Annotated in this window: 19 protein-coding genes; 2 read left to right on the forward strand and 17 right to left on the reverse strand. The window is 62.4% G+C overall.

Translation table 11 applies throughout. The annotated features are described in order from the left end of the window. Positions 1-9: 9 nt before the first annotated feature. The 17 genes from cheT to ACTJKE_RS16805 form a co-directional block, all read right to left on the reverse strand. Entirely contained in the window at positions 10-402 is a 393-nt protein-coding gene (gene cheT, locus ACTJKE_RS16725; RefSeq protein WP_057248196.1) for a chemotaxis protein CheT, read from the reverse strand. Between the two features lie 74 nt (positions 403-476). Further along, positions 477-1,031 (reverse strand): chemoreceptor glutamine deamidase CheD, encoded by a 555-nt coding sequence (cheD, locus tag ACTJKE_RS16730; RefSeq protein WP_057248195.1) that lies wholly within the window; start codon positions 1,029-1,031, stop codon positions 477-479. Continuing rightward, positions 1,028-1,417: a response regulator gene (locus tag ACTJKE_RS16735; RefSeq protein ID WP_025425902.1), complete on the reverse strand. Its 390-nt coding sequence runs from the start codon at positions 1,415-1,417 to the stop codon at positions 1,028-1,030. The genes cheD and ACTJKE_RS16735 overlap by 4 nt, the downstream gene beginning before the upstream one ends. Further along, positions 1,417-2,478, reverse strand: a complete 1,062-nt coding sequence (locus tag ACTJKE_RS16740) for a protein-glutamate methylesterase/protein-glutamine glutaminase (RefSeq protein WP_057248194.1) — start codon at positions 2,476-2,478, stop codon at positions 1,417-1,419. The genes ACTJKE_RS16735 and ACTJKE_RS16740 overlap by 1 nt, the downstream gene beginning before the upstream one ends. Continuing rightward, entirely contained in the window at positions 2,475-3,383 is a 909-nt protein-coding gene (cheR, locus tag ACTJKE_RS16745; RefSeq protein ID WP_058328712.1) for a protein-glutamate O-methyltransferase CheR, read from the reverse strand. Before cheR ends, ACTJKE_RS16740 begins: the two co-directional genes overlap by 4 nt. Then, positions 3,380-3,850: a chemotaxis protein CheW gene (locus ACTJKE_RS16750; protein ID WP_058328716.1), complete on the reverse strand. Its 471-nt coding sequence runs from the start codon at positions 3,848-3,850 to the stop codon at positions 3,380-3,382. The genes cheR and ACTJKE_RS16750 overlap by 4 nt, the downstream gene beginning before the upstream one ends. Positions 3,851-3,855: 5 nt before the next feature. Continuing rightward, on the reverse strand, positions 3,856-6,156 hold the full coding sequence (locus ACTJKE_RS16755; RefSeq protein ID WP_058328713.1) for a chemotaxis protein CheA: 2,301 nt from the start codon (positions 6,154-6,156) through the stop codon (positions 3,856-3,858). A gap of 19 nt (positions 6,157-6,175) precedes the next feature. After that, positions 6,176-6,541, reverse strand: a complete 366-nt coding sequence (locus tag ACTJKE_RS16760; protein WP_025425897.1) for a response regulator — start codon at positions 6,539-6,541, stop codon at positions 6,176-6,178. A gap of 3 nt (positions 6,542-6,544) precedes the next feature. Beyond that, on the reverse strand, positions 6,545-6,838 hold the full coding sequence (locus ACTJKE_RS16765; RefSeq protein WP_057248191.1) for an STAS domain-containing protein: 294 nt from the start codon (positions 6,836-6,838) through the stop codon (positions 6,545-6,547). 41 nt (positions 6,839-6,879) lie between these two features. Next, a complete protein-coding gene (locus ACTJKE_RS16770; RefSeq protein WP_058328714.1) occupies positions 6,880-8,493 on the reverse strand; it encodes a globin-coupled sensor protein in 1,614 nt (537 codons plus the stop codon). Between the two features lie 800 nt (positions 8,494-9,293). After that, on the reverse strand, positions 9,294-10,682 hold the full coding sequence (locus tag ACTJKE_RS16775) for an FGGY-family carbohydrate kinase (protein WP_113513735.1): 1,389 nt from the start codon (positions 10,680-10,682) through the stop codon (positions 9,294-9,296). A 4-nt stretch (positions 10,683-10,686) separates the two neighbouring features. Next, positions 10,687-11,001, reverse strand: a complete 315-nt coding sequence (gene rhaM / locus ACTJKE_RS16780) for an L-rhamnose mutarotase (protein WP_058323557.1) — start codon at positions 10,999-11,001, stop codon at positions 10,687-10,689. A gap of 7 nt (positions 11,002-11,008) precedes the next feature. Continuing rightward, complete coding sequence (locus ACTJKE_RS16785) at positions 11,009-12,013, reverse strand: ABC transporter permease (protein WP_058328715.1); 1,005 nt, start codon at positions 12,011-12,013, stop codon at positions 11,009-11,011. After that, a complete protein-coding gene (locus ACTJKE_RS16790) occupies positions 12,013-12,993 on the reverse strand; it encodes an ABC transporter permease (protein ID WP_057248186.1) in 981 nt (326 codons plus the stop codon). Before ACTJKE_RS16790 ends, ACTJKE_RS16785 begins: the two co-directional genes overlap by 1 nt. Then, on the reverse strand, positions 12,990-14,486 hold the full coding sequence (locus tag ACTJKE_RS16795) for a sugar ABC transporter ATP-binding protein (RefSeq protein ID WP_057248185.1): 1,497 nt from the start codon (positions 14,484-14,486) through the stop codon (positions 12,990-12,992). Before ACTJKE_RS16795 ends, ACTJKE_RS16790 begins: the two co-directional genes overlap by 4 nt. A 302-nt stretch (positions 14,487-14,788) precedes the next feature. Beyond that, the gene (rhaS, locus tag ACTJKE_RS16800) at positions 14,789-15,778 is read right to left on the reverse strand and encodes a rhamnose ABC transporter substrate-binding protein (RefSeq protein ID WP_057248265.1); all 990 of its coding nucleotides are present in this window, start codon (positions 15,776-15,778) and stop codon (positions 14,789-14,791) included. 116 nt (positions 15,779-15,894) lie between these two features. Next, positions 15,895-16,707 carry a DeoR/GlpR family DNA-binding transcription regulator gene (locus tag ACTJKE_RS16805; RefSeq protein ID WP_057248184.1) on the reverse strand — a complete coding sequence of 271 codons (813 nt, stop codon included), beginning with the start codon at positions 16,705-16,707 and terminating at the stop codon, positions 15,895-15,897. A 202-nt stretch (positions 16,708-16,909) separates the two neighbouring features. On the opposite strand from ACTJKE_RS16805, the gene ACTJKE_RS16810 reads away from it, so the two are divergent. Both ACTJKE_RS16810 and rhaI read left to right on the forward strand, forming a co-directional pair. Further along, a complete protein-coding gene (locus tag ACTJKE_RS16810; RefSeq protein ID WP_058329021.1) occupies positions 16,910-19,009 on the forward strand; it encodes a bifunctional rhamnulose-1-phosphate aldolase/short-chain dehydrogenase in 2,100 nt (699 codons plus the stop codon). A gap of 14 nt (positions 19,010-19,023) precedes the next feature. Next, positions 19,024-20,319: an L-rhamnose catabolism isomerase gene (gene rhaI, locus ACTJKE_RS16815; protein ID WP_058329022.1), complete on the forward strand. Its 1,296-nt coding sequence runs from the start codon at positions 19,024-19,026 to the stop codon at positions 20,317-20,319. Positions 20,320-20,338 lie beyond the last annotated feature (19 nt).

Genomic DNA, 20,338 nt, shown 5'->3' on the forward strand with positions numbered 1-20,338 from the left:
CGACGAGCGTCAGAATGCCTCGAAATCACCCGCTGCCTTGGTCAGCGGCTGGGAGTGGCCGTGGCGCAACATGCCGTTGCCAAGTGCCTTCTTCATATCGGCAAGCTTGACGAGACTGACGGCAGTGGTCACGTCGACCAGCCAGTCGTCGGGGATCGACGCCGTTATGGTGTCGATGAACTCCGCGATGCCGCGCGTCTTCTGCACCGCGAGGTCGATGCCCTGCAGCAGCATCATCTTGTCCGGATTGGCGAGCGCATCGGCCCCCTCATCACCTGCCAGCTGCGGTTCGATCCGTTCGATCAGATAGGCGACGTCATGCAGCTCGGTGACGATGCGCATCAGCACTTCGGGCAGTGCTTCTTCCACGTGCGGCATGTGGCCCTGGTAGTCGGTCTGCATTGGTATGTCTCACGTGGCTCGGGGCTTCGGTAGAAGGTCTTATTTGCGGCCTGCGAGGCGCCTGCCCCGCAGGATCAGAAGAATTCGATCGAGCTTTCGGCCGGCTTCGGCGCGATGACCGGACGCTCCTCCAACTGTACGGTGCGCTGCGTCTCGACGCCGGTCAGGGCATATTGCCGAGCCCGGCCGCTGGACGGCCAATATTCGAGCTTGCGACCGTGCTCGCCGCCGGTGCTTTCGCCGACGATGCGGATGCCTTCGTCGAGCAGGAACTGCCGTGCGAAAGCGGCATTCTGTTCGCCGACATTGGAGAAACGCGCGATCGTCTTGGCGCCGCCAAAGATCTTGGCTTCAAGACGATCTCTGCGCGCGCCCTGCTTCAGCAGTCCGTTGATCAGGAGCTCCATGAGATGGACCCCGTAGCGGGTCGCGTCGCCGCCGGAAGCGGGCGACGTCGCGGAACCTGGCAGCAGGAAATGGTTCATGCCGCCGACACCGACCACGGGATCGCGCATACATGCCGCCACACAGGAGCCGAGAATGGTCGACAGCACGATATTGGGATCGTTGAAGACCTTGTACTCGCCCTGGATGACATGCACGCGCTTGCCGGCGGCTTCCATGTTCATTTGAGCGCCCCGAATACGGCTTCGATCGCCGCCTTCATCTTTTCGATGGTGAAGGGCTTGGCGAGCACGTTGTTGGCACCGAGGGCCGCCGCCTTCTGGACGAGGGCACGATCGCCCTGGGCCGTCAGGATGATGAAGGCCGCCTTCTTGGTCGCCGGGTTGGAACGGACCGCCTGCAAGAGGCCAAGACCATCCATCTTCGGCATATTGAAGTCGGAGATCACCAGATGGTGCGGGTTCTGGGCCATGATCTTCATGCCCTGCTCCCCGTCACCGGCGGCGGTGATCTGCTTGAAACCGAGCTGCTGCAGGGCATCACCCAGCAGCAGGCGGCTCGTCACCTGATCGTCAACGATCAGAACTTTGATTTTTTCGGCGATGGACATTATTCGCTTCCTTCCTTGCGGAGCGCCGCTGCTTTCAGGACCTCCTCCCCGATGGAACCGAGGGGGAGCTGGGTTTCAACGGCGCCCAATTCATAGGCGACTCTCGGCATGCCGTAGACGACACATGTCTTTTCGTTTTGTCCGAAGGTCTTTGCCCCGGCATGCCGCATTTTCAGGAGACCGGAGGCGCCATCGCGCCCCATGCCGGTCAGAATGACGCCGATCGCATTGCGGCCGGCGAGTTCAGCAACGGAATCAAACAGCACATCTACCGACGGCCGATGTCCGTTGACCGGTTCGCGATCGACCAGGCGGCAGCAGGGTGCCGTCGCGTTCGCGACCTGCAGATGGCGCTCGCCACCGGGTGCCAGGTAGACCTTGCCGATTTCGAGCCGCGCACCATCCGTCGCCTCCTGCACCGTCGGCGCGCACAGGCGGTTCAACCGCTCGGCAAAGCTCTTGGTGAAGGTGTGCGGCATGTGCTGCGTGATAACGGTCGGCGGGCAATTGGCCGGGAACTTCTGCAACACCGTGATCAGTGCTTCCACGCCGCCGGTCGACGCACCGATGGCGATGATCTTGCGGCCGGCCCGGTATTCCGAAGCCGTGTTCGCGTTGGCGGCAGCGGGAGAGCCCGCGATCTTGTTGCCGGTGATGATGAACTTGCGTTGCGAACGCGCTGCCGCCTTCACCTTGTCGACCAGGCCGGCGAAGGGATGTGGATCGCCCGGGTGCGGCTTGCCGACGCAATCGAAAGCACCGATTTCGAGTGCGGCGATCGTCGCCTCTGCGCCCTTGTGTGTCAGCGTCGAGACCATGATGACCGGCATCGGTCGGAGCCGCATGATCTTGTCGAGGAATTCGAGGCCGTTCATGTTCGGCATTTCGATGTCGAGCGTGACGACATCGGGGTCGAGTTGCTTGATCGCCTGGCGCGCTTCCATTGCGTCGGCCGCCTGGCCAACGACGGTCACATCAGGGTCGGCGTTCAGGACAGCGGTGATCAGGCCACGCATGGTGGCCGAATCGTCAACGACGAGAACACGAGCGGGAGCGGTCATGCCCGTCCTCCATGAAACTTGCCGGTATGGCGGTAGGTGGTGATACCGATGTTGTCGAAGTGCGACTTGGCGTCACCCGACACGCGCTCGGAATGCCCTATGTAAAGATGACCGTCGGTGTTCAGCATGCCGGCGAAGCGCGACCAGATCTTCATCTGCGTCGGTTCATCGAAATAGATGACGACGTTGCGGCAAAAGATGACGTCGAACGGGCCCTTGAACGGCCATTGCGCCATCAGGTTCAGCTCGTTGAAGGTGATCAGGCGCTTGACCCGGTCGTCGACCTGCCACTTGAAGCGGCCGCCGGCATTGACCTCGGAGAACCATTGCTTGCGCATCGCCGGGTTGACGGTTTCAAGCGCGGTTGCGTCATAGGCGCCGGCACGGGCGAGCGCCAGGATCTTCGGATCGATGTCGGTCGCAAGGATGCGGAAGTCGTAGTCGGCCGCGTTCGGCAGCAGCGACAGAACCGTCAGCGCGATCGAATAGGGCTCCTGCCCGTCCGAGCAGGCCGCCGACCAGATACGCACCCGGCCGCCGGCCTTGGCGCGCGCGATCAGCTCCGGCAGCACTTCGGTCTTCAAGTGCTCGAAATGGTGGTTCTCGCGGAAGAACCGCGTGAAGTTGGTGGTCAGGTGCGAAAGCATGTCGCGACGGGCGGCGGCTCCGACGGGCGAAGCGACCAGCTGGCAATAATCCCGGAAGCCCTTGAGCCCGAGATTGCGGATATGCTTCGACAGACGCGAATAGACGAGCGACGCCTTGCTTTCGTTGAGATAGATGCCGGCATCCGCATAGATCATCGCGGCGATCTCGGTGAGATCGCGGCGGGTCAATGGATACTCGCCGCTGGCCAGGCACTCGTCCGGCGACAGCTTCTGTTCGAATGCGACCTGGTTCCTCATGCCGCTTCCCTTTCTTCCTGCGGGAAGATTGCTTCCAGCTCTATGAGGCAGATCATCCGGCCCTCGATCGCCAGCACACCGCGGGCGAAGCTCTTCTCGAACTCCGACGAGACGACGTCGGGTGTCGGCTGGATCTTGTCATTGGTGATGGTCAGGATGTCGGAGACGGCATCGACCAGGAGACCGACGGCCTGGCTTTTGACCTGCGCAACGATGATGACGTGACGCACTGTCGGTTCGGCCGGCTTCATGCCGAGCCGGGCCGAAAGATCGATGATCGGCAACACGGCACCGCGCAGATTGATGATGCCGAGCATGTAGGACGGCGCATGCGGCATTGCCGTCGCCGGTGTCCATCCACGGATCTCGCGCACGGACATCACGTTCACGCAGAACTCCTGGTCGCCGACGCGGAAAGCGATCAGCTCTCGCCCGTCCGTGGTCAGACTTTTTGCGACATAGGTCATCACATTCATCCAGCAGCGGCGAGAGACATTTCAGGCTTCAGCGACTGGCCACGCGAAGCGGCCACGATCGTGTCGACGTCGAGAATGAGCGCCACGCGGCCGTCGCCGAGAATGGTCGCCGCAGCGATGCCCGGCACGTGGGTGTAGTTGGCCTCGAGGCTCTTGATCACCACCTGGCGCTGCCCCTGGATCGCATCGACCATCAGCGCACGCTGACCGCCACCTTCCGATTCCACCAGAAGTGCTACGCCCTCGACCGGGTTCGCCTGGATGGCGCGGAAATTCAGGATGCGGCCGACGTCGACGAGCGGGCAGAAGGAGTTGCGGATCGAGATCAGCCGCTGGTTGGAGCCGAAGGAATGGATTGCCGAAGCTTCCGGCTGCAGGGTCTCGACGATCGCGGTCAGCGGCACGACGAGCGTCTGGTTGGCGACGGTGACCACCATGCCGTCGAGCACGGCGAGCGTCAGCGGCAGGCTCATGGTGAAGACCGAACCGTGACCCGGCTTCGAGGAGATGTTGATGCGGCCACCGAGCGCCTGGATCGAGCGCTTGACCACGTCCATGCCGACGCCGCGGCCGGAAATGTCGGAGATCTTGTCCGCCGTCGAGAAGCCGGCGTGGAAGATCAGGTTGTCGATCTCTTCGTCCGAGAGATTTGCGTCGGCCGCGATCAGGTCGTTGTCGATCGCCTTCTGGCGCACCTTCTCGCGGTTGATGCCAGCGCCGTCGTCGGCAAGTTCGATGACGATACGGCCTGAGCGATGCTTGGCCGTCAGGCGCACCGTGCCTTCAGCGCTCTTGCCGGCGGCAAGTCGCTTCTCCGGCGTTTCGAGGCCGTGGTCGACCGCGTTGCGGATCATGTGGGTCAGCGGCTCGGCAAGCTTGTCGATGACCGTCTTGTCGACTTCGGTGTTCTCGCCCTCGGTGATCAGGCGGACCGATTTGCCGGTCATGTCGGCGATTTCGCGGACGATGCGCGACATGCGCTGGAACACCGGCTTCACCGGCTGCGCGCGGATCGCCATCACCGAATCCTGGATCTCGCGGGTGAGCTGCTGCAGCTCTTCGAGACCCATGTTGATCGAGGACGTGCCGTTGGCGTCGTTCTCGACGACGCTCTGCGAGAGCATCGCCTGGTTGATGACCAGTTCGCCGACGAGGTTGATCAGGCGATCGACACGGTCGAGATCGACGCGGATCGTCGGCGTGCCGGCCGATGCGGCTGCCTGCTGGGCGGCAGCGCTCTGGGCCGCGCTGGCGGCGGGCGCTGCCTTTTCGGCAGGGGCGCGGGCTGCGGATTGCGCCATCTGCAGCACGTTGCTGGCGGTGCCTGCGGCCGAAACGGCGGCGTTGCGGATGTCCTGCTGTCGGGACGCGAGCTGTTCTTCCTCCTCGACGACACCGACCGAAACCGCCGGCTCATCATCAAGGATCGAAAGATCGAAAGGCACCGGCTGCATCGGCAGCTCTTCGCCCGACTGCGTAGCCTCGTCTTCGACCAGGGAAATCTCCAGGTCGCAATCCCACTCGGCGAATTCGAAGACGGTGCGGATCGCGTCCTCGCCCTTGTCGGTCGCAAGCTGGATCTTCCAGGAGAAATAGGCGCTCTCCGGGCTCAGCCGCTCGAGCGTCGGCAGTGCGCCCATGTCGCAATGGATGCTCATTTCGCCAAGGCGGGAGAGGTCGCGCAGAAGCAGCGTTGCCTCATTGCCCTTGGCATAGAGATCGGACTTCGGCTTGAAGACGATCTCGTAGGTGGGCATTTCCATCAGCGGCGGTTCTTCGGCAGCGTCGAAGTCGTCGAAGGAGAAAGCGACCGGTTGGAACCCTTCGTCGTTGACCGGCGGCGGGGCCACGGCGGTGACGGGCTTGGCAACCACTTCGACCGGCGCTGGGGCGGCTGCTGACGCTTGCGGCACTTCGCCGTTCGCCAAAGCCTCGAGCTCCTTGATCAGCTGGCGGCTGCGCGCCTCGTCGACACTGCCGCCGTCACGAGCGGCATTGGTGAGGTCGGCGAGCACGTCGGCCGACTTCAGCATGACCTTCAGAACCTCCGGACCGGGATCGAGCCGGTTGGAACGAACGCAATCAAGGGTCGTCTCGAACACATGCGCGAAGGAGACGAGGTCGTCGAGCCCAAAGGCGCCGGCGCCGCCCTTGATCGAGTGCACCGCGCGGAACACCGCATTGACCGTTTCCGGGTCGCGGTCGCCGTCATTGAGCTTCAGCAGACCCGATTCCAGTTCAGCGAGTTGCTCCTCGCACTCCTGGAAGAAGATCTCTTTGATTTCGTTCATATCCATTGGAGGTTATCCCCGGACTTCAGGCCGTTACGCGCTCAATTGCATCGATGAGTTTGGTCGGGTCGAACGGCTTGACGATCCAGCCCGTTGCCCCCGCCTGGCGCGCGCGGTTCTTCTTTTCCGCATCGCTTTCGGTGGTCAGCACCAGGATCGGGATGGCGCGGTAGCGATCGTTCTTGCGCACGCCTTCGATGAAACCGAAACCGTCGAGACGCGGCATGTTGATATCGGTGACGATCACATCCGGGTTGGCTTCTTCCAGAACCTCAAGTCCCTCGACGCCGTCCTCGGCCTGGATCGTCTCGAACCCGGCATTGTTCAGCGTGACCAGCAGCATGTTTCGGATCGTCCGGGAGTCGTCGACCGTCAGAACTCGCTTCTTCATTTCTCAAATCTCCTTTGCCACCAGATGATCGATTTCGACCCCGATGAGCTGTGTCGTTTTCTCGAAAGCGTCCGACACCTTGCTGAAGGTGAAAGACAAATGATCCTCTTCCCAGGTCTTGGCGCCGGCCATCAGCACCTGGACACAAAGCGTGCCCACCCGCTCGACCGCCGAAGCGTCGATCACGATGTCGCTGCCTTTCAGAGCGATCAGCTTCTCGTGCAACGCCGTCGCCTCATTCAGGTCCAGCACCGGAGCGAGGCTGAGCGTCTTCTGAGCGGTCTTCTTGCTGGCCATTCCTGTCTTCCTCGACTGCTAACTCTGTACTGCTCTTGAAATCAGCGCTGCCATCCGGCGAGCTGCCGTTGCGGCCCGTCGTCGAACAGCGGCAGTCCCGGCTCTTCGGCAATCACGCCCAGGGCCGGCCGGCTCGGTTCACGACCGGCAGCTGACGAAACAGGATGACGCCGCTCCAGACGAAACCGACGGATGGTTTCGCCAAGCTCGACGATGACGGTGTGGAGATCGTCCGACGAACGCGCGGTTTCTCCCGCCAGGGCAGCACTTGCCTGCACGCCCTGCGAGATCGTGCCGATCTCGGCCGCGACACCCCGGAGGTCGCCGACCTGTTGCTCCGCTTCGCGGGCTATGCCGGAAACGGCCGAATTGATCGACGTGACCTGCTCGACGATGCTGCTGATCGCGTCCTGGGTGCGGCCGACGATCTCGACACCGGTTTCGACCTGCGCCTTGGTGCCGGAGACGAGCTGCTTGATTTCACGGGCCGCCTCGCCGGAGCGCTGCGCGAGGGCGCGCACTTCCTGGGCGACGACGGCAAAGCCGCGACCGCTGTCGCCAGCCCGCGCCGCTTCGATGCCGGCATTGAGCGCCAGCAGATTGGTCTGGAAGGCGATCTCGTCGATCACGCCGATGATCTGGCCGATCTTTTCAGCCGATGCCTCGATGTCGGCCATGGCGCTGATTGCCTGGCCGGCGATTTCGCCGCTGCGCTCGACGGCGATGCGGGTTTCGTTGGCCTTCGTTTCCGTGGCGCTGATGCGGCCGGAGCCGCTCGCCATGCGTCCAGCCATGTCGGCAAGTGCTGCAAGCTGCCCGGACAGCGCATCGGCTTCCACACTCGCCTTGTCCGAGAAGGCAGCCGCGTTTCCGCGCATGCGATCGACCAGAGCTTCGGCGGAACGGTTGTGGTGGTCAGATGCCTGCAGGCTCTGTTGAATTTGTTCCAGCGCCGCATTCAGACTGGCGACGATCGGCTGGTAGGCTTCCGCTGCCGCTTCCGGCAGCCGCGCACCAAGATCGCCCTGGCTCAGACTCTCGGCAAAGTCGCCGAAGAGCGCCTTGACTTCCTGTTCGTCGGCGCTGCGCTGCTCGGTCAGCTGCCGCTGGTGCTGCTGGCGCAGGGCATTGAAACGGAGCGAAACACCGATCTCGGTGTCGACGAAGACGGTGCGCACCAGCGCCGCGACGAGGTCGCAGAGCTCGCGGCGGCGCGCCTTGCCCATCGGCAGGAAAGATCTCGGCCAGGCCTCTTCGATGAGACCGACGAGCAGATGCTCGAGCACGACCGCATGGCTGGCCATCTGCCAGCGCGGATCGAGACCCATGCGGCTTGCCGTGTCGGCGAGCACCTTGACGCGCTCGGCATAGAGCCCGTCGAAACGCGCGTCCGTCAGCACGTTCCAGTGCGACGATTGAAGGTCCTGAAGGCGATCGATCTGGCGGTCGCTGTCGAAATGGCGGGCGGCATCGGGATAGGTCTGGAGGCGCTGGAAAAGGTCGCGAAGCGCCTGGTCGATGCGGGGAGAAAGCTTCTGTCTGTGATCCCGGACGCGGTTGCAGCTCTCGTCGTCGAGCCCGGCAAAACGCAAGCGCTCCAGCAGGCTGCCTGCCTGGCCCTTCCTTGCCTGTTCTGACGATGCTTCCTGCCTCAACGCTGATCCCCGGGTAATGCGCGTTTTCGAATTTGCCCGGAGAGGTTCAAGGGGAGCCACAGTCCACCGGACGTGCACGCCACATCGATGAGATCAGCCCCCGCCAGCAGCGTCTGCTATCGTTCATCCCGCAAGTAAATTCGGTGAAGAATGGATACCGGACCGGAACCGGTACGGCGGGGCGGCATCATGCCTTGAGGAGACTTGTGAATTATCCCATTCCGACGTGTGGGACCATGTTTATGGTTAATTCCTTGCTTGAAGGTTAACGGTCCCTCGCCTCTAATCGGATTCACTAAAATTCGCAGGGTGTTTTCGCGGGCCATTTTTGCACCGCAACAAAACTGTAATAAAGCCCCTGGATTACAACAGGTTCTCACTCACAAGAGTTTAGAATTGTACTTCGACTTGCGCTCGCGTATCGAAGCGAAAGTGAAGTGGGCGCTCAATGCGCGAAGAAACCTTCGCAAGAGCGGGATGAGGAAAAGTGTGTGCGGTTTTCCTCCCGCATCCCGCTCTAAGTTATAAGAAATCGATCACGTTTATGATTGGGGTCGCTGCGACCCAAATCATCGTGATCTAGGCAAAGCGACATCATGACGATGCGCTTACAGGAAACGAACAATGATTGTTCTTGGTATTGGCGCCGCACTCACAGCAATCCTGACAATGATGGCAGTATCGATCGTGCTCAACATCGAGCATAACCGCTCGGCAAAGCGCAGCTCTGTGTTTTGAGCAGGCTCAGGCCCGTATCTTCCTGATACAGCCAAGCATCTTTGCGGCCGTGAGCGAATGTTCTATGGCCGCTTTTCTTTGCCTGTATGCTTGAGTGCCGCCTCGCGCCATGCCTGCGCATAGATGACGAAGCTCTCGGGAATCTCGCCCGCAACCGGCTCGATCCCGGTCCTGACCCTCGATCCCTGGACGAGGCAGGCTGCACCGAGGCTCGTGCCCGTAACATTCTGGGGATCGGCGAAGACCGGCCTTCCGGTCGCCGCTGCGAGCATGCGCAGATAGGCCTTGTTTGCGGCAAACGGTCCCTCGACGACGACCTCCCCGCGCGCGCCGATCAGATCGAGGCAGGTGGCCGTCATCAGCGCCAGGTGAAACGAGACGACGGCAAAACGCTCGGCGGCGCCAAGCGCCTGTTCGTCGGTCGTCCAGATCGCCTTCGAAGTCGGAAAGGGACCAGACCCCTCGGGAATGGACGGCAGCAGCATGTGGCCGGCCTTGGCGACCGTCTCTTCCACATCCGGCGATGGGGGAACCGACCCCTCCCCCAGCAGAAGCTGGAAGGCGCGGCCGCCCATGAAGCGGGCCGAGGGCACGGGCTCGCCGAGCGCGTTGACATTGATGAGCGTGTCGCGATGTTCGTCGAGCGCCTTCGGCTCTGCGCCGACCGCCAGCATGACGACCCAGGTTCCGGTCGAAACGACCGAGAATGGCGAAGCGCGCGTCAGCAGATGCGGGAGCAGCGATGCGTTGGAATCATGAATGCCGCAATAGACGGGTGTATCAGGCGCAATGCCGGTTGCGGCACAGACTTCCGGTCGCAAGGCACCGGCGATATCGCTCGCCTTCAAAACCGGCGCAAAGAGTGGCCTCCAGCCCTGGCGTTCGACCAGAGACGAGAACGTGCCGGCTCGCGGGTTCCAAAGATCGGTATGACAACCGAGCGACGTCAGTTCGTTTGAGAGAACGCCGGTCAGGCGATAGGTCCAGTATTGCGCATAGGTGAGGATCGACGCGACCCGCGCAAAATCATCCGGAAAGGTCTTCTGCTGCCAATAGAGTTGCGCGCCGACATTGAGGCCCATAGGCAAGCGTGCAGAGCCAGTCTCTGAAAACGGGGGCCGCGCCACATCATATTCGGCGGCAAGGCTGTCGGGTCCGGCGTATTCATAGTCCAGCACCGGTAGCGCAAGGTGGCCTGCAGCATCGAGCACGACCGCTGTCGCGCCATGGGTGGTAATGGAGACTGCCTCGAAAGCGTGTTCGGCGTTAAGCGCCGCGAGGCTCTCAAGCAGGAAGGCCCAGAGGTGCTCGATATCGAAATGCGGATAGGGACCGGAAGTTAGCACCGCATTCGCCGTCTTGCGGACGGCGATCTCCTCGAACCGTTCGAGATCGACGGCCGCGACCTTCGCATTGGTCTTGCCGATATCGATGACGCAAACGACCCGCATCCGATCAGTCCATATGGAAGACGGTTTTGAGCGGCACCGCCACCGGCTCGTTATCGGCCTTGGTCTCCATGATATCGGCCATATAGGCCCACCATTTCCGCATGACGGGATGGGACGGCAGGTCGGCCATTCGGTGGTCGTCCGTGCGCCAGAGAACGCCGAAGAGCAGGCTGGTCTCCTCGTCCAGATGGATGGAATAGTCGGAGACGCCCGCCTCCTTCAGGAGCGCCGCCAGCTCCGGCCAGATGGCATCGTGCCGCGCCTTGTATTCGGCCGCCATGCCTGGGTTCAGCCGCATGCGGAAGGCGTATTTTTCCATCGGAACCTCAATGCGCGAGACGGCGGCGGGCACGCCGCCAGAGAATGGGGAGTGCGATGACCGAGATCAGCAGCAGGCCGATGAAGATCGACATGACGATACCGGGCACGTTGAGAAGGCCGAAGCCGAAGGTCACCATGCCCATGATCAGCGCCGCGAGCACGACGCCGGGGATGGTTCCGGAGCCACCGAGAATGTTGACGCCTCCGAGCACCACCATCGTCACCACTTCGAGCTCCCAGCCGAGCGCGATCGACGGACGGGTCGAGCCGAGGCGCGAGGTCAGGCAGATCGATGCAAGCCCCGCCATCAGACCGGTAAGCAGGAAGAGGATAAACTTGATGCGCGCGACCCGGATGCCGGAAAAAAGCGCTGCAGTCTGATTGTTGCCAATGGCATAGACCGCACGGCCGAAATTGGTCTTGTGCAGGACGATGCCGTAGACGACGGCGAGGATGACGAAGAGCGTGAACTCGAAGGAAAACACCCACCAGACATAGCCCTGGCCGAACCAGGAGAAACTGCCGGGATAGCCGGTGAAGGCCTGGTCGCCGAGAATGATGAAGGAGAGCCCGCGGAAGAGGCTCATGGTGCCGATGGTCACCACGATCGACGGCAGCCCGAGACCAGTGATCAACAGGCCGTTGACCGCGCCGCAAATGAGGCCCACTGAGAGGCCGATCGCCACCAGCGCCGGCGTATCGAAGCCGAGCTGGACGGCATAGCCCATCGCCGTCGAGGCAAGCGCGATGATCGAGGCCACCGACAGATCGATCTCGCCGGAGATGATCACGAGCGCCATGGCAAAGGCGATCATCGCCTTCTCGGTGAAGTTGAAGGTCGCGTCCGAGAGGTTCCACGGATCGAGGAAATACGGCGACGCCAGTGAGTTGCCGAGGAAGATCAGGCAGGCGACGACGAACAGCAGGCTTTCCCAGCTCCTCAAAAGCCGGGCGCTGCGCCCTTCCAGCCGATCGGGGATGTGGCGGGGAGCCAGGTGGGTTTCGGCCATCAGACAGCCTCCGCTTTTCTCAGGATGACACGGCCCTTTCGCCGCTCGGCGCGGGCGTTGACGGCAACAGCGATAATGATGACCGTGCCGGAAATCGCCATCTGCGCGAAGGGCGAAATGTTGATGACCGGCAGGGCGTTCTTGATCACGCCGAGAAACAGCGCGCCGAGCACTGCACCCGCGACGGTACCGATACCGCCGGCGATCGAGATGCCGCCGATGACACAGGCCGCGATGATGTCGAGCTCGAAGCCGGCGGCGATGTCGACATAGGCGACGGCATAACGCGACACCCAGAGATAGCCGGATAGCCCGGCGAGCGCGCCCGAAAGGCAATAGGCCGAGAAGCGGGTGCGGCCGACATCGATGCCGGTATAGACGGCCGCATGCGGATTGCCGCCGACGGCATAGAAGGCGCGGCCGAGGGCCGTGCGGTTCATCAGCAGGAAGACGAGCCCGATCATGACCAGCGACAGCCAGGAAAGAACCGGGAAGCCGAAGAGCGCGTCGCGCGGCAGCGCCTTGAATGCATCACTCATCTGGTGCGCGTTGATCCACTTGCCGTCGGTCAAGAGGAAGATCAGGCCGCGATAGATAGTGAGCGTGCCGAGTGTCACGACGATCGGCGGAATATCGAGTTTCCAGACGAGCGCGCCGTTGATCATACCGAGCAACGCGCCGAGCGCGATCGCGGCGAGCATGATCAGTGGGATCGGCAGGCCCGGAAAAGCAGCGTTCAGCATCGCCGCGACCATGCCGGAGAGCGCCAGGTTGGCAGCCATCGAAAGGTCGATGCAGCGCGTCAGGATCACAGCCATCTGGCCGAGCGCCAGGATAATGAGGATCGAGGTGTCGTTGTAGACACGCGCGAGATTGGCGGGTGCGACGAAAGGCGGGAAACGCCAGGTAATGAGCGCGAGCAGCACGGCGATCGCGCCGACGAGCAGCAGCTCACGATTCTTTAGAAACTTCGCCATCACGCGGCCTCCTGAATGCCGGCAGCGGCACGCACCAGCTTTTCGGCCGTCAGATCGGCGCGCTCGAAGCGCCCGGCGATCCGCCCCTCGCGCATGACGATGACGCGGTCGGACATGCCCATGATCTCGGGGATTTCCGAGGAGACCATGATGACGCTGAGGCCTTGAGCCGCAAGCTCGCTCATGAAGGCGTGCACGGCCGCCTTGGAGCCGATGTCGATGCCCTTGGTCGGCTCGTCGAGAATGATCACCTTCGGCTTGGTCGCCAGCCACTTGGCGATGACGACCTTCTGCTGGTTGCCGCCCGAGAGCGTGCCGACGTCTTGATCGAGCGAAGCAGCACGCAGATCGAGGCGCGCGGTGTACTCGCGGGCGAGCGCGAACTCGTTGGCAAGTTTCAGGAAGCCCGAGCGCGAGGTCCGCGACAGCGACGGCAAGGTGACGTTTTGAAAGATCGGCAATCCGATGATCGCGCCCTGGCGGCCGCGCTCTTCGGGCACATAGACGATGCCGCTGCGGATCGCCTCGGAGGGGCTGCGGATCACGAGCACCTCGCCATCGAGCCGGACCGCACCAGCGGAAGGCCGGGTGACGCCGATCAGCGACTGCATGAATTCCGATCGGCCGGCGCCGACGAGACCGTAGAAACCGAGGATCTCGCCGCGGCGAAGCTCGAAATTGATGTCCTCGAACTCGGTCGGGTGGCGGTAGCCCGAAACGGTGAGCACCGGCGCGCCGATCACCACTTCCTTCTTCGGGTAGACCGAACCGACGGCGCGGCCGACCATGAGGCGCACCAGTTCGTCCTGGCTGACATCGGCAATCAGGCCCTCATCCACCATCGTTCCATCGCGGAAGACGGTGTAGCGATCGGCAATGCGGAAGATCTCGTCGAACTTGTGACTGATGAAGAGGATCGCCTTGCCGTCAGCCTTCAACCGCTCGACGAGCGCATAGAGCTCGTGGATCTCCTTGTGCGACAGCGCGGCGGTCGGCTCGTCCATGATGACCACCTGGGCATCGACGGAAAGCGCGCGGGCGATCGCGACGAGATGTTTCTTGGCAATGCCGAGATCACGCAGGCGGATCGTCGGATCGAGATCGGCACCGGCGCGCGCAAGCAACGCGCGCGCATCAGTATTGAGCTTCTTCCAGTCGATCAGGCCGAAGCGATTGCGCGGTGCATGGCCGAGGAAGATGTTTTCGGCGACCGAGAGCTCATCGAAAAGCACGGTTTCCTGGTGGATCGCGGTGACGCCGGCACGCGCTGCGGCAAGTGCCGTCGGGAAATGGACCTCCTGCTCCGCAACGCGGATCGTGCCGCCATCCGGCTGATAGATGCCGGTCAGGATCTTCACCAGCGTCGACTTTCCGGCGCCGTTTTCGCCGATCAGCGCGGTCACCGATCCCGGATAGAGCGACAGCGAAACATCAGAGAGCGCCTTGACGCCGGGGAAGGACTTCGAGATCCCCTCAAGCGCGATGGCGGGCTTCATCCGCGATGTGAGCGTATCCTGGAGCAAGTTCCGTTCCGCCTGATCTATGTGCCTGACATCGAGGGCACCGCAGTCTGCAAATGCCCCTCTCCTCGGGTTTAACCCGAGGACTAACCCTCTCCCCGCGCGCGGGGAGAGGGAACGAGGACGCCGCTCTCCTCCCTCCTTGACGTGGAAGAGGAGCGAACGGTTGCCGCTTGTCCCTTCTCCCCGCCTGCGGGGAGAAGGTGCCGGCAGGCGGATGAGGGGCCCTTCCCTCACCGCGCGGATGAGGGGCGACGCCAGTTTGGTCGTTCGCCAGATCAGAAGATCTTGGCGAATTCCTCGACGTTCTTGGCATCGTAGACGAACGGGTCGGCCATCGCGCCTTCATTGTTGTCGTCGAGCTTGACGGCACCCATACGGCCCATCTTCAGTTCCGCGCCGGGCTTGGCTTCGGCACCGCCGATCAGATCATAGGCGATCATCGTTGCGGAATAGCCGAGGTCGATCGGGTTCCAGATGGCGAAGGACTTGGAAGCGCCCGACTTGACGTGGCCGGCCATTTCCGAGGGAAGGCCCAAGCCCGTTACGTTGATCTGGCCGATCTTGCCGGCGTCGGTAACGGCCTGTGCGGCGGCAACGATACCGACCGAGGTCGGCGCGATGATCGCCTTCAGGTTCGGATAGGACTGAATGAGCCCTTGGGTTTCGCGATAGGACTTGTCGGCAAGGTCGTCGCCATAGACGGTTGTTACGACGTTGATGCCCTTGTAGTTGCCCTGGACCTTCTTCATCTCGGCGATCCAGGTGTTCTGGTTGGTCGCTGTTGCGGACGCCGAGAGCACGGCGACGTCGCCGCCCTCAGGCAGGTTGTCGGCGGCAAGCTTGATGATCATGTTGCCGATCAGCGGGTTCGACGACGGGTTGAGGTGCATCAACCGGCCATCCTTGGCGACACCGCTGTCCCAGGAGATGACCTTGATGCCGCGGTCCATCGCCTTCTTCAGCGCCGGCACCAGGGCGTCCGTGTCGTTGGCCGAAACGGCGATCGCATCGACCTTCTGGGCGATCAGCGAGTTGATCACCTCGATCTGGCCCTCGGCGGTGGTCGAGGTCGGGCCGGTGTAGATCACTTCGACGTCGCCCAGTTCTTTGGCGGCTTCCTGGGCGCCCTTGTTGGCAGCTTCGAAGAAGCCGATGCCGAGCGCCTTGACGACGAGCGCGATCTTCTTGTTTTCCGCATGCGCGGCATTGGCCATCAGCGCAAGCGAAACCGCGGCCGTGACCATCAGTGACTTCAGGATCTTCATGCTCATTTCCTCCCATTGTCCGGTTCGCGAAAATCGCATCCGGCGCAAATTCCTCCGTTCGGCAACGACCCGGCTCCCTTAACCGTGACCACCGCCTTCCCCTCTCCTCACCCGCGTCAGGCGGACGAGGATATGTTCTCCGCATCCGTACCGGCCCTGCTGCTGGCCACAACCAGCCTCACCCCGGCATTTTCGAGCATCGCGGCATGCCTGTCCTCGATGCCCGAATCCGTAATGACAGTGGCGATCCGCTTCAGCCCGCAAAGAATGAGGCTCGATCGCTTGTGAAATTTCGACGAGTCGACCAGCACGACGAGTTCGTCCGCCTGATCGATCAGTTTCTGTTCCGCTTGGATCAGAAGCGGGTCCGCTTCCATCAGGCCGAGCGGCCCCAGTCCTTGAGCCCCCATGAACATGCGGCGCGCATAGAAATTGCGCGTCACGTCGTTGTCGAAGGGGCTTAAGATGATGTTCTGCTCGCGGTAGATCGTGCCGCCGGACAGCATCACCGTGTTCTTTGAGTGCTTTAAAAGGTGCTCGGCGATCGGGAAGGAATTGGTGAACACCTGCATGCGGCGATTGCTGAGAAAATGCACCATCTGGAAGGTGGTGGTGCCGCCATTGATGATGATCGGCTCGCCATCCTCGCAGAGCGCCACCGCCTCCTTGGCGATCGCCTGCTTCTCGCGGGCGTGCAGGCCTTCGTTGACCTTGAACGGCCGACCGGCAAGGCCGACGAATTGCGGCGGGTTGATTGCCTCGGCGCCGCCGCGCACACGGCGCAGCTTCTTCTGCACGTGGAGTGCCGCGATATCGCGCCGGATCGTCGCCTCGGAACTGTCGGTCAGATCGACCAACTCCTGGACGGTGACGACGGGTTTTTCCTGAACCGCCGACAGAATGATCCGATGTCTTTCTTTCTCGTGCATGCGTTCCTCCGATGGCGTTCATGCTTCCATCACGATCGACCATTGTCAATCACAATCAATCATATTTTTTCATTGTGCAGCGCAATATGCGCGAACTTGATCGTTTTTGATTGACTTTAACGCTCAAGTCCTATGATCTGATGCCAACCATATCTCCGTGCGGACGCCAAGCCGCACGACATCAGACCGGGAGGAATTCGAGATGCTCGACAAGCAGCAGGGCGCACGACTTGCAAACCTTTGGGACGAGGCGAAGGCTGCCGGTATGAGCGAATCCGAGCGGCTGCTCTATCGCTCGAACCTGCTTGGCTCCGACAAGCGCATCACCAATTATGGCGGCGGCAACACCTCGGCTAAGGTGATGGAAAAGGATCCGCTTGGCGGCGGCACTGTCGAGGTTCTCTGGGTCAAGGGCTCCGGCGGCGACGTCGGCACGATCAAGCTCGACGGCTTCGCGACGCTCTACATGGACAAGCTCAATGCGCTGAAGACGATCTATCGCGGCGTTGATTTCGAAGACGAGATGGTCGGCTACCTGCCGCATTGCACCTTCAATCTCAATCCGCGCGCCGCCTCGATCGACACGCCGCTGCATGCCTACGTGCCGAAGAAGCACGTCGACCACATGCATCCCGACGCGATCATCGCGATTGCCGCCGCCAACAACAGCCGCGAGCTGACGGCAAAAATCTTCGGCGACGACATCGGCTGGCTGCCGTGGAAGCGCCCCGGCTATGAGCTCGGTCTGTGGCTGGAAAAATTCTGCCTGGAAAACCCGAGTGCCCGTGGCGTCGTGCTCGAAAGCCACGGCCTCTTCACCTGGGGCGACACGGCGAAAGAGGCCTATGAGACGACGATCGAGATCATCAACAAGGCGATCGCCTGGTTCGAGGTCGAGAACACTAAGCCTGCCTTCGGGGGCGCAGTAACAGCGACGCTCGACGCTACTGCCCGCGCCGATGTCGCCCGCAAGCTGATGCCGGTCATCCGCGGCCTGATCAGCGCCGACGAGAAGAAGGTCGGCCATTTCGACGGCAGCCAGGCCGTGCTCGACTTCGTCACATCGAAGGACCTGAAGCCGCTGGCGGCGCTCGGCACGAGCTGCCCCGACCACTTCCTGCGCACCAAGATCCGACCGCTGGTGATCGAATTCGATCCGGCCAAGCCGGATATCGACGGGACGCTCGCTGCGCTTCCCGAGGCAATCGCCGCCTATCGCGCCGACTATGCGGCCTACTACGAGCGCTGCAAACGCGTAGACAGCCCGGCTATGCGCGATCCCAATGCGGTCGTCTATCTCGTGCCGGGCGTCGGCATGATCACATTCGCCAAGGACAAGGCGACCGCCCGCATCTCCGGCGAGTTCTATGTCAACGCCATCAACGTCATGCGCGGCGCTTCCGGTGTCTCCACCTATGTCGGCCTGCCGGAACAGGAAGCCTTCGACATCGAATACTGGCTGCTGGAGGAAGCGAAGCTGCAGCGCATGCCGAAGCCGAAGAGCCTTGTCGGCCGCATCGCGCTCGTCACCGGCGGTGCCGGCGGCATCGGCAAGGCGACGGCCAACCGGCTGATGCAGGAAGGCGCGTGCGTGGTGCTGGCCGATATCGACGAGACGGCGCTCGCCGCTGCCGAGAGCGATCTTTCGGCACGCTACGGCAAGGATGTCGTCCGCTCCGTCACCATGAATGTCACCAGCGAGGCGGCCGTCGAAGGCGGCTTCGCTGATGCGCTGCTGGCCTTTGGCGGCCTCGATATTCTCGTTTCCAATGCGGGTCTTGCCTCGTCCGCTGCGATCGAGGACACGACGCTTTCGCTCTGGAACAAGAACATCGAGATCCTCACGACCGGTTACTTCCTCGTCTCGCGCGAAGCCTTCCGCATCTTCCGCCAGCAGAAAGCCGGCGGCAATATCGTCTTCGTCGCCTCCAAGAACGGGCTTGCCGCCTCCCCCGGCGCCTCGGCCTATTGCACCGCCAAGGCGGCCGAGATCCATCTCGCCCGTTGCCTGGCACTTGAGGGCGCATCGGCGCAGATCCGCGTCAACGTCGTCAACCCGGACGCGGTGCTGCGCGGCTCGAAGATCTGGACTGGCGAGTGGAAGGAGCAGCGCGCCGCCGCCTACAAGATGGATGTCGACGACCTCGAGGCGCATTATCGCGAGCGCTCGATGCTGAAGCTCAGCGTCTTCCCGGAGGACATCGCCGAGGCGATCTACTTCCTCGCCTCCGACATGTCGGCGAAATCCACCGGCAACATCATCAATGTCGACGCGGGCAACGCCCAGTCCTTCACCCGCTGATCGAGGAGGTTTCCATGACGACGACGATGATCAGCCCGGCAACGGTCGAGGCCGAGAACGAAAGCCGTCTCACGGCGCTTCGCCGGGATTATGACAGCCTCGGCGAGCGGCTCGACCGCCGCGGTATCGCGATCGACGAGATCAAGCGCAAGGTCGCCGCCTATGGCGTCGCCGTCCCCTCCTGGGGTGTCGGCACCGGCGGCACGCGCTTTGCCCGCTTCCCCGGCAAGGGCGAGCCACGCAACATCTTCGACAAGCTCGAGGATTGTGCGGTCATCCATGAGTTGACCAGGGCGACGCCGACCGTCTCGCTGCACATTCCCTGGGACAATGTGAGCGACATTCCCGAACTGAAGCAGAAGGGCACGTCGCTCGGCCTCGGCTTCGACGCGATGAACTCCAACACCTTCTCCGACACACCGGGCCAGGAGCACTCCTACAAGTTCGGCTCGCTGTCGCATGTCGATGCCGCAACCCGCCGCCAGGCGGTGGAGCACAATCTCGAATGCATCGAGATCGGCCGGCAACTCGGCTCCAAGGCGCTAACGGTGTGGGTCGGCGACGGCTCCAACTTCCCCGGCCAGAGCAACTTCACCCGCGCCTTCGAGCGTTATCTCGACGCGATGAAATCGGTCTATGCGGCGCTGCCTGAGGATTGGCGGGTCTTTACCGAGCACAAGATGTTCGAGCCGGCCTTCTATTCGACCGTCGTTCAGGACTGGGGCACAAACTATCTGATCGCGCAGGAGCTCGGCCCCAAGGCCTTCTGCCTCGTCGATCTCGGTCACCATGCGCCGAACGTCAATATCGAAATGATCGTCGCCCGCCTCATCCAATTCGGCAAGCTCGGCGGTTTCCACTTCAACGATTCGAAGTACGGCGATGACGATCTCGACACGGGCGTGATCGACCCCTATCGGCTGTTCCTCGTGTTCAACGAGCTGGTGGATGCGGAAACGCGCGGCGCCAAGGGATTCAAGCCGGCGCATATGCTCGACCAGAGCCACAACGTCACCGATCCGATCGAGAGCCTGATGACGAGCGCGACCGAGGTTTGCCGGGCCTATGCCCAGGCGCTGATCGTCGATCGTAAGGTGCTTGAAGGCTGCCAGGAAGACAACGACGCGCTGATGGCGAGCGAGACGCTGAAGACCGCCTTCCGCACTGATATCGAGCCGATCCTTGCGATGGCGCGACTTGAGAGCGGCGGAGCGGTGGCGCCGGTCGCGACCTATCGGAAAAGTGGATATCGCGCGAAGGTCGCCGCCGAACGCCCGGCCGTTGCCGGCGGCGGAGGCGGCATCGTCTGATACCGATCGAGCAGCGCCG

It is taken from the genome of Ensifer sp. 22521 (assembly GCF_052044795.1).
Lineage (GTDB): Bacteria > Pseudomonadota > Alphaproteobacteria > Rhizobiales > Rhizobiaceae > Ensifer.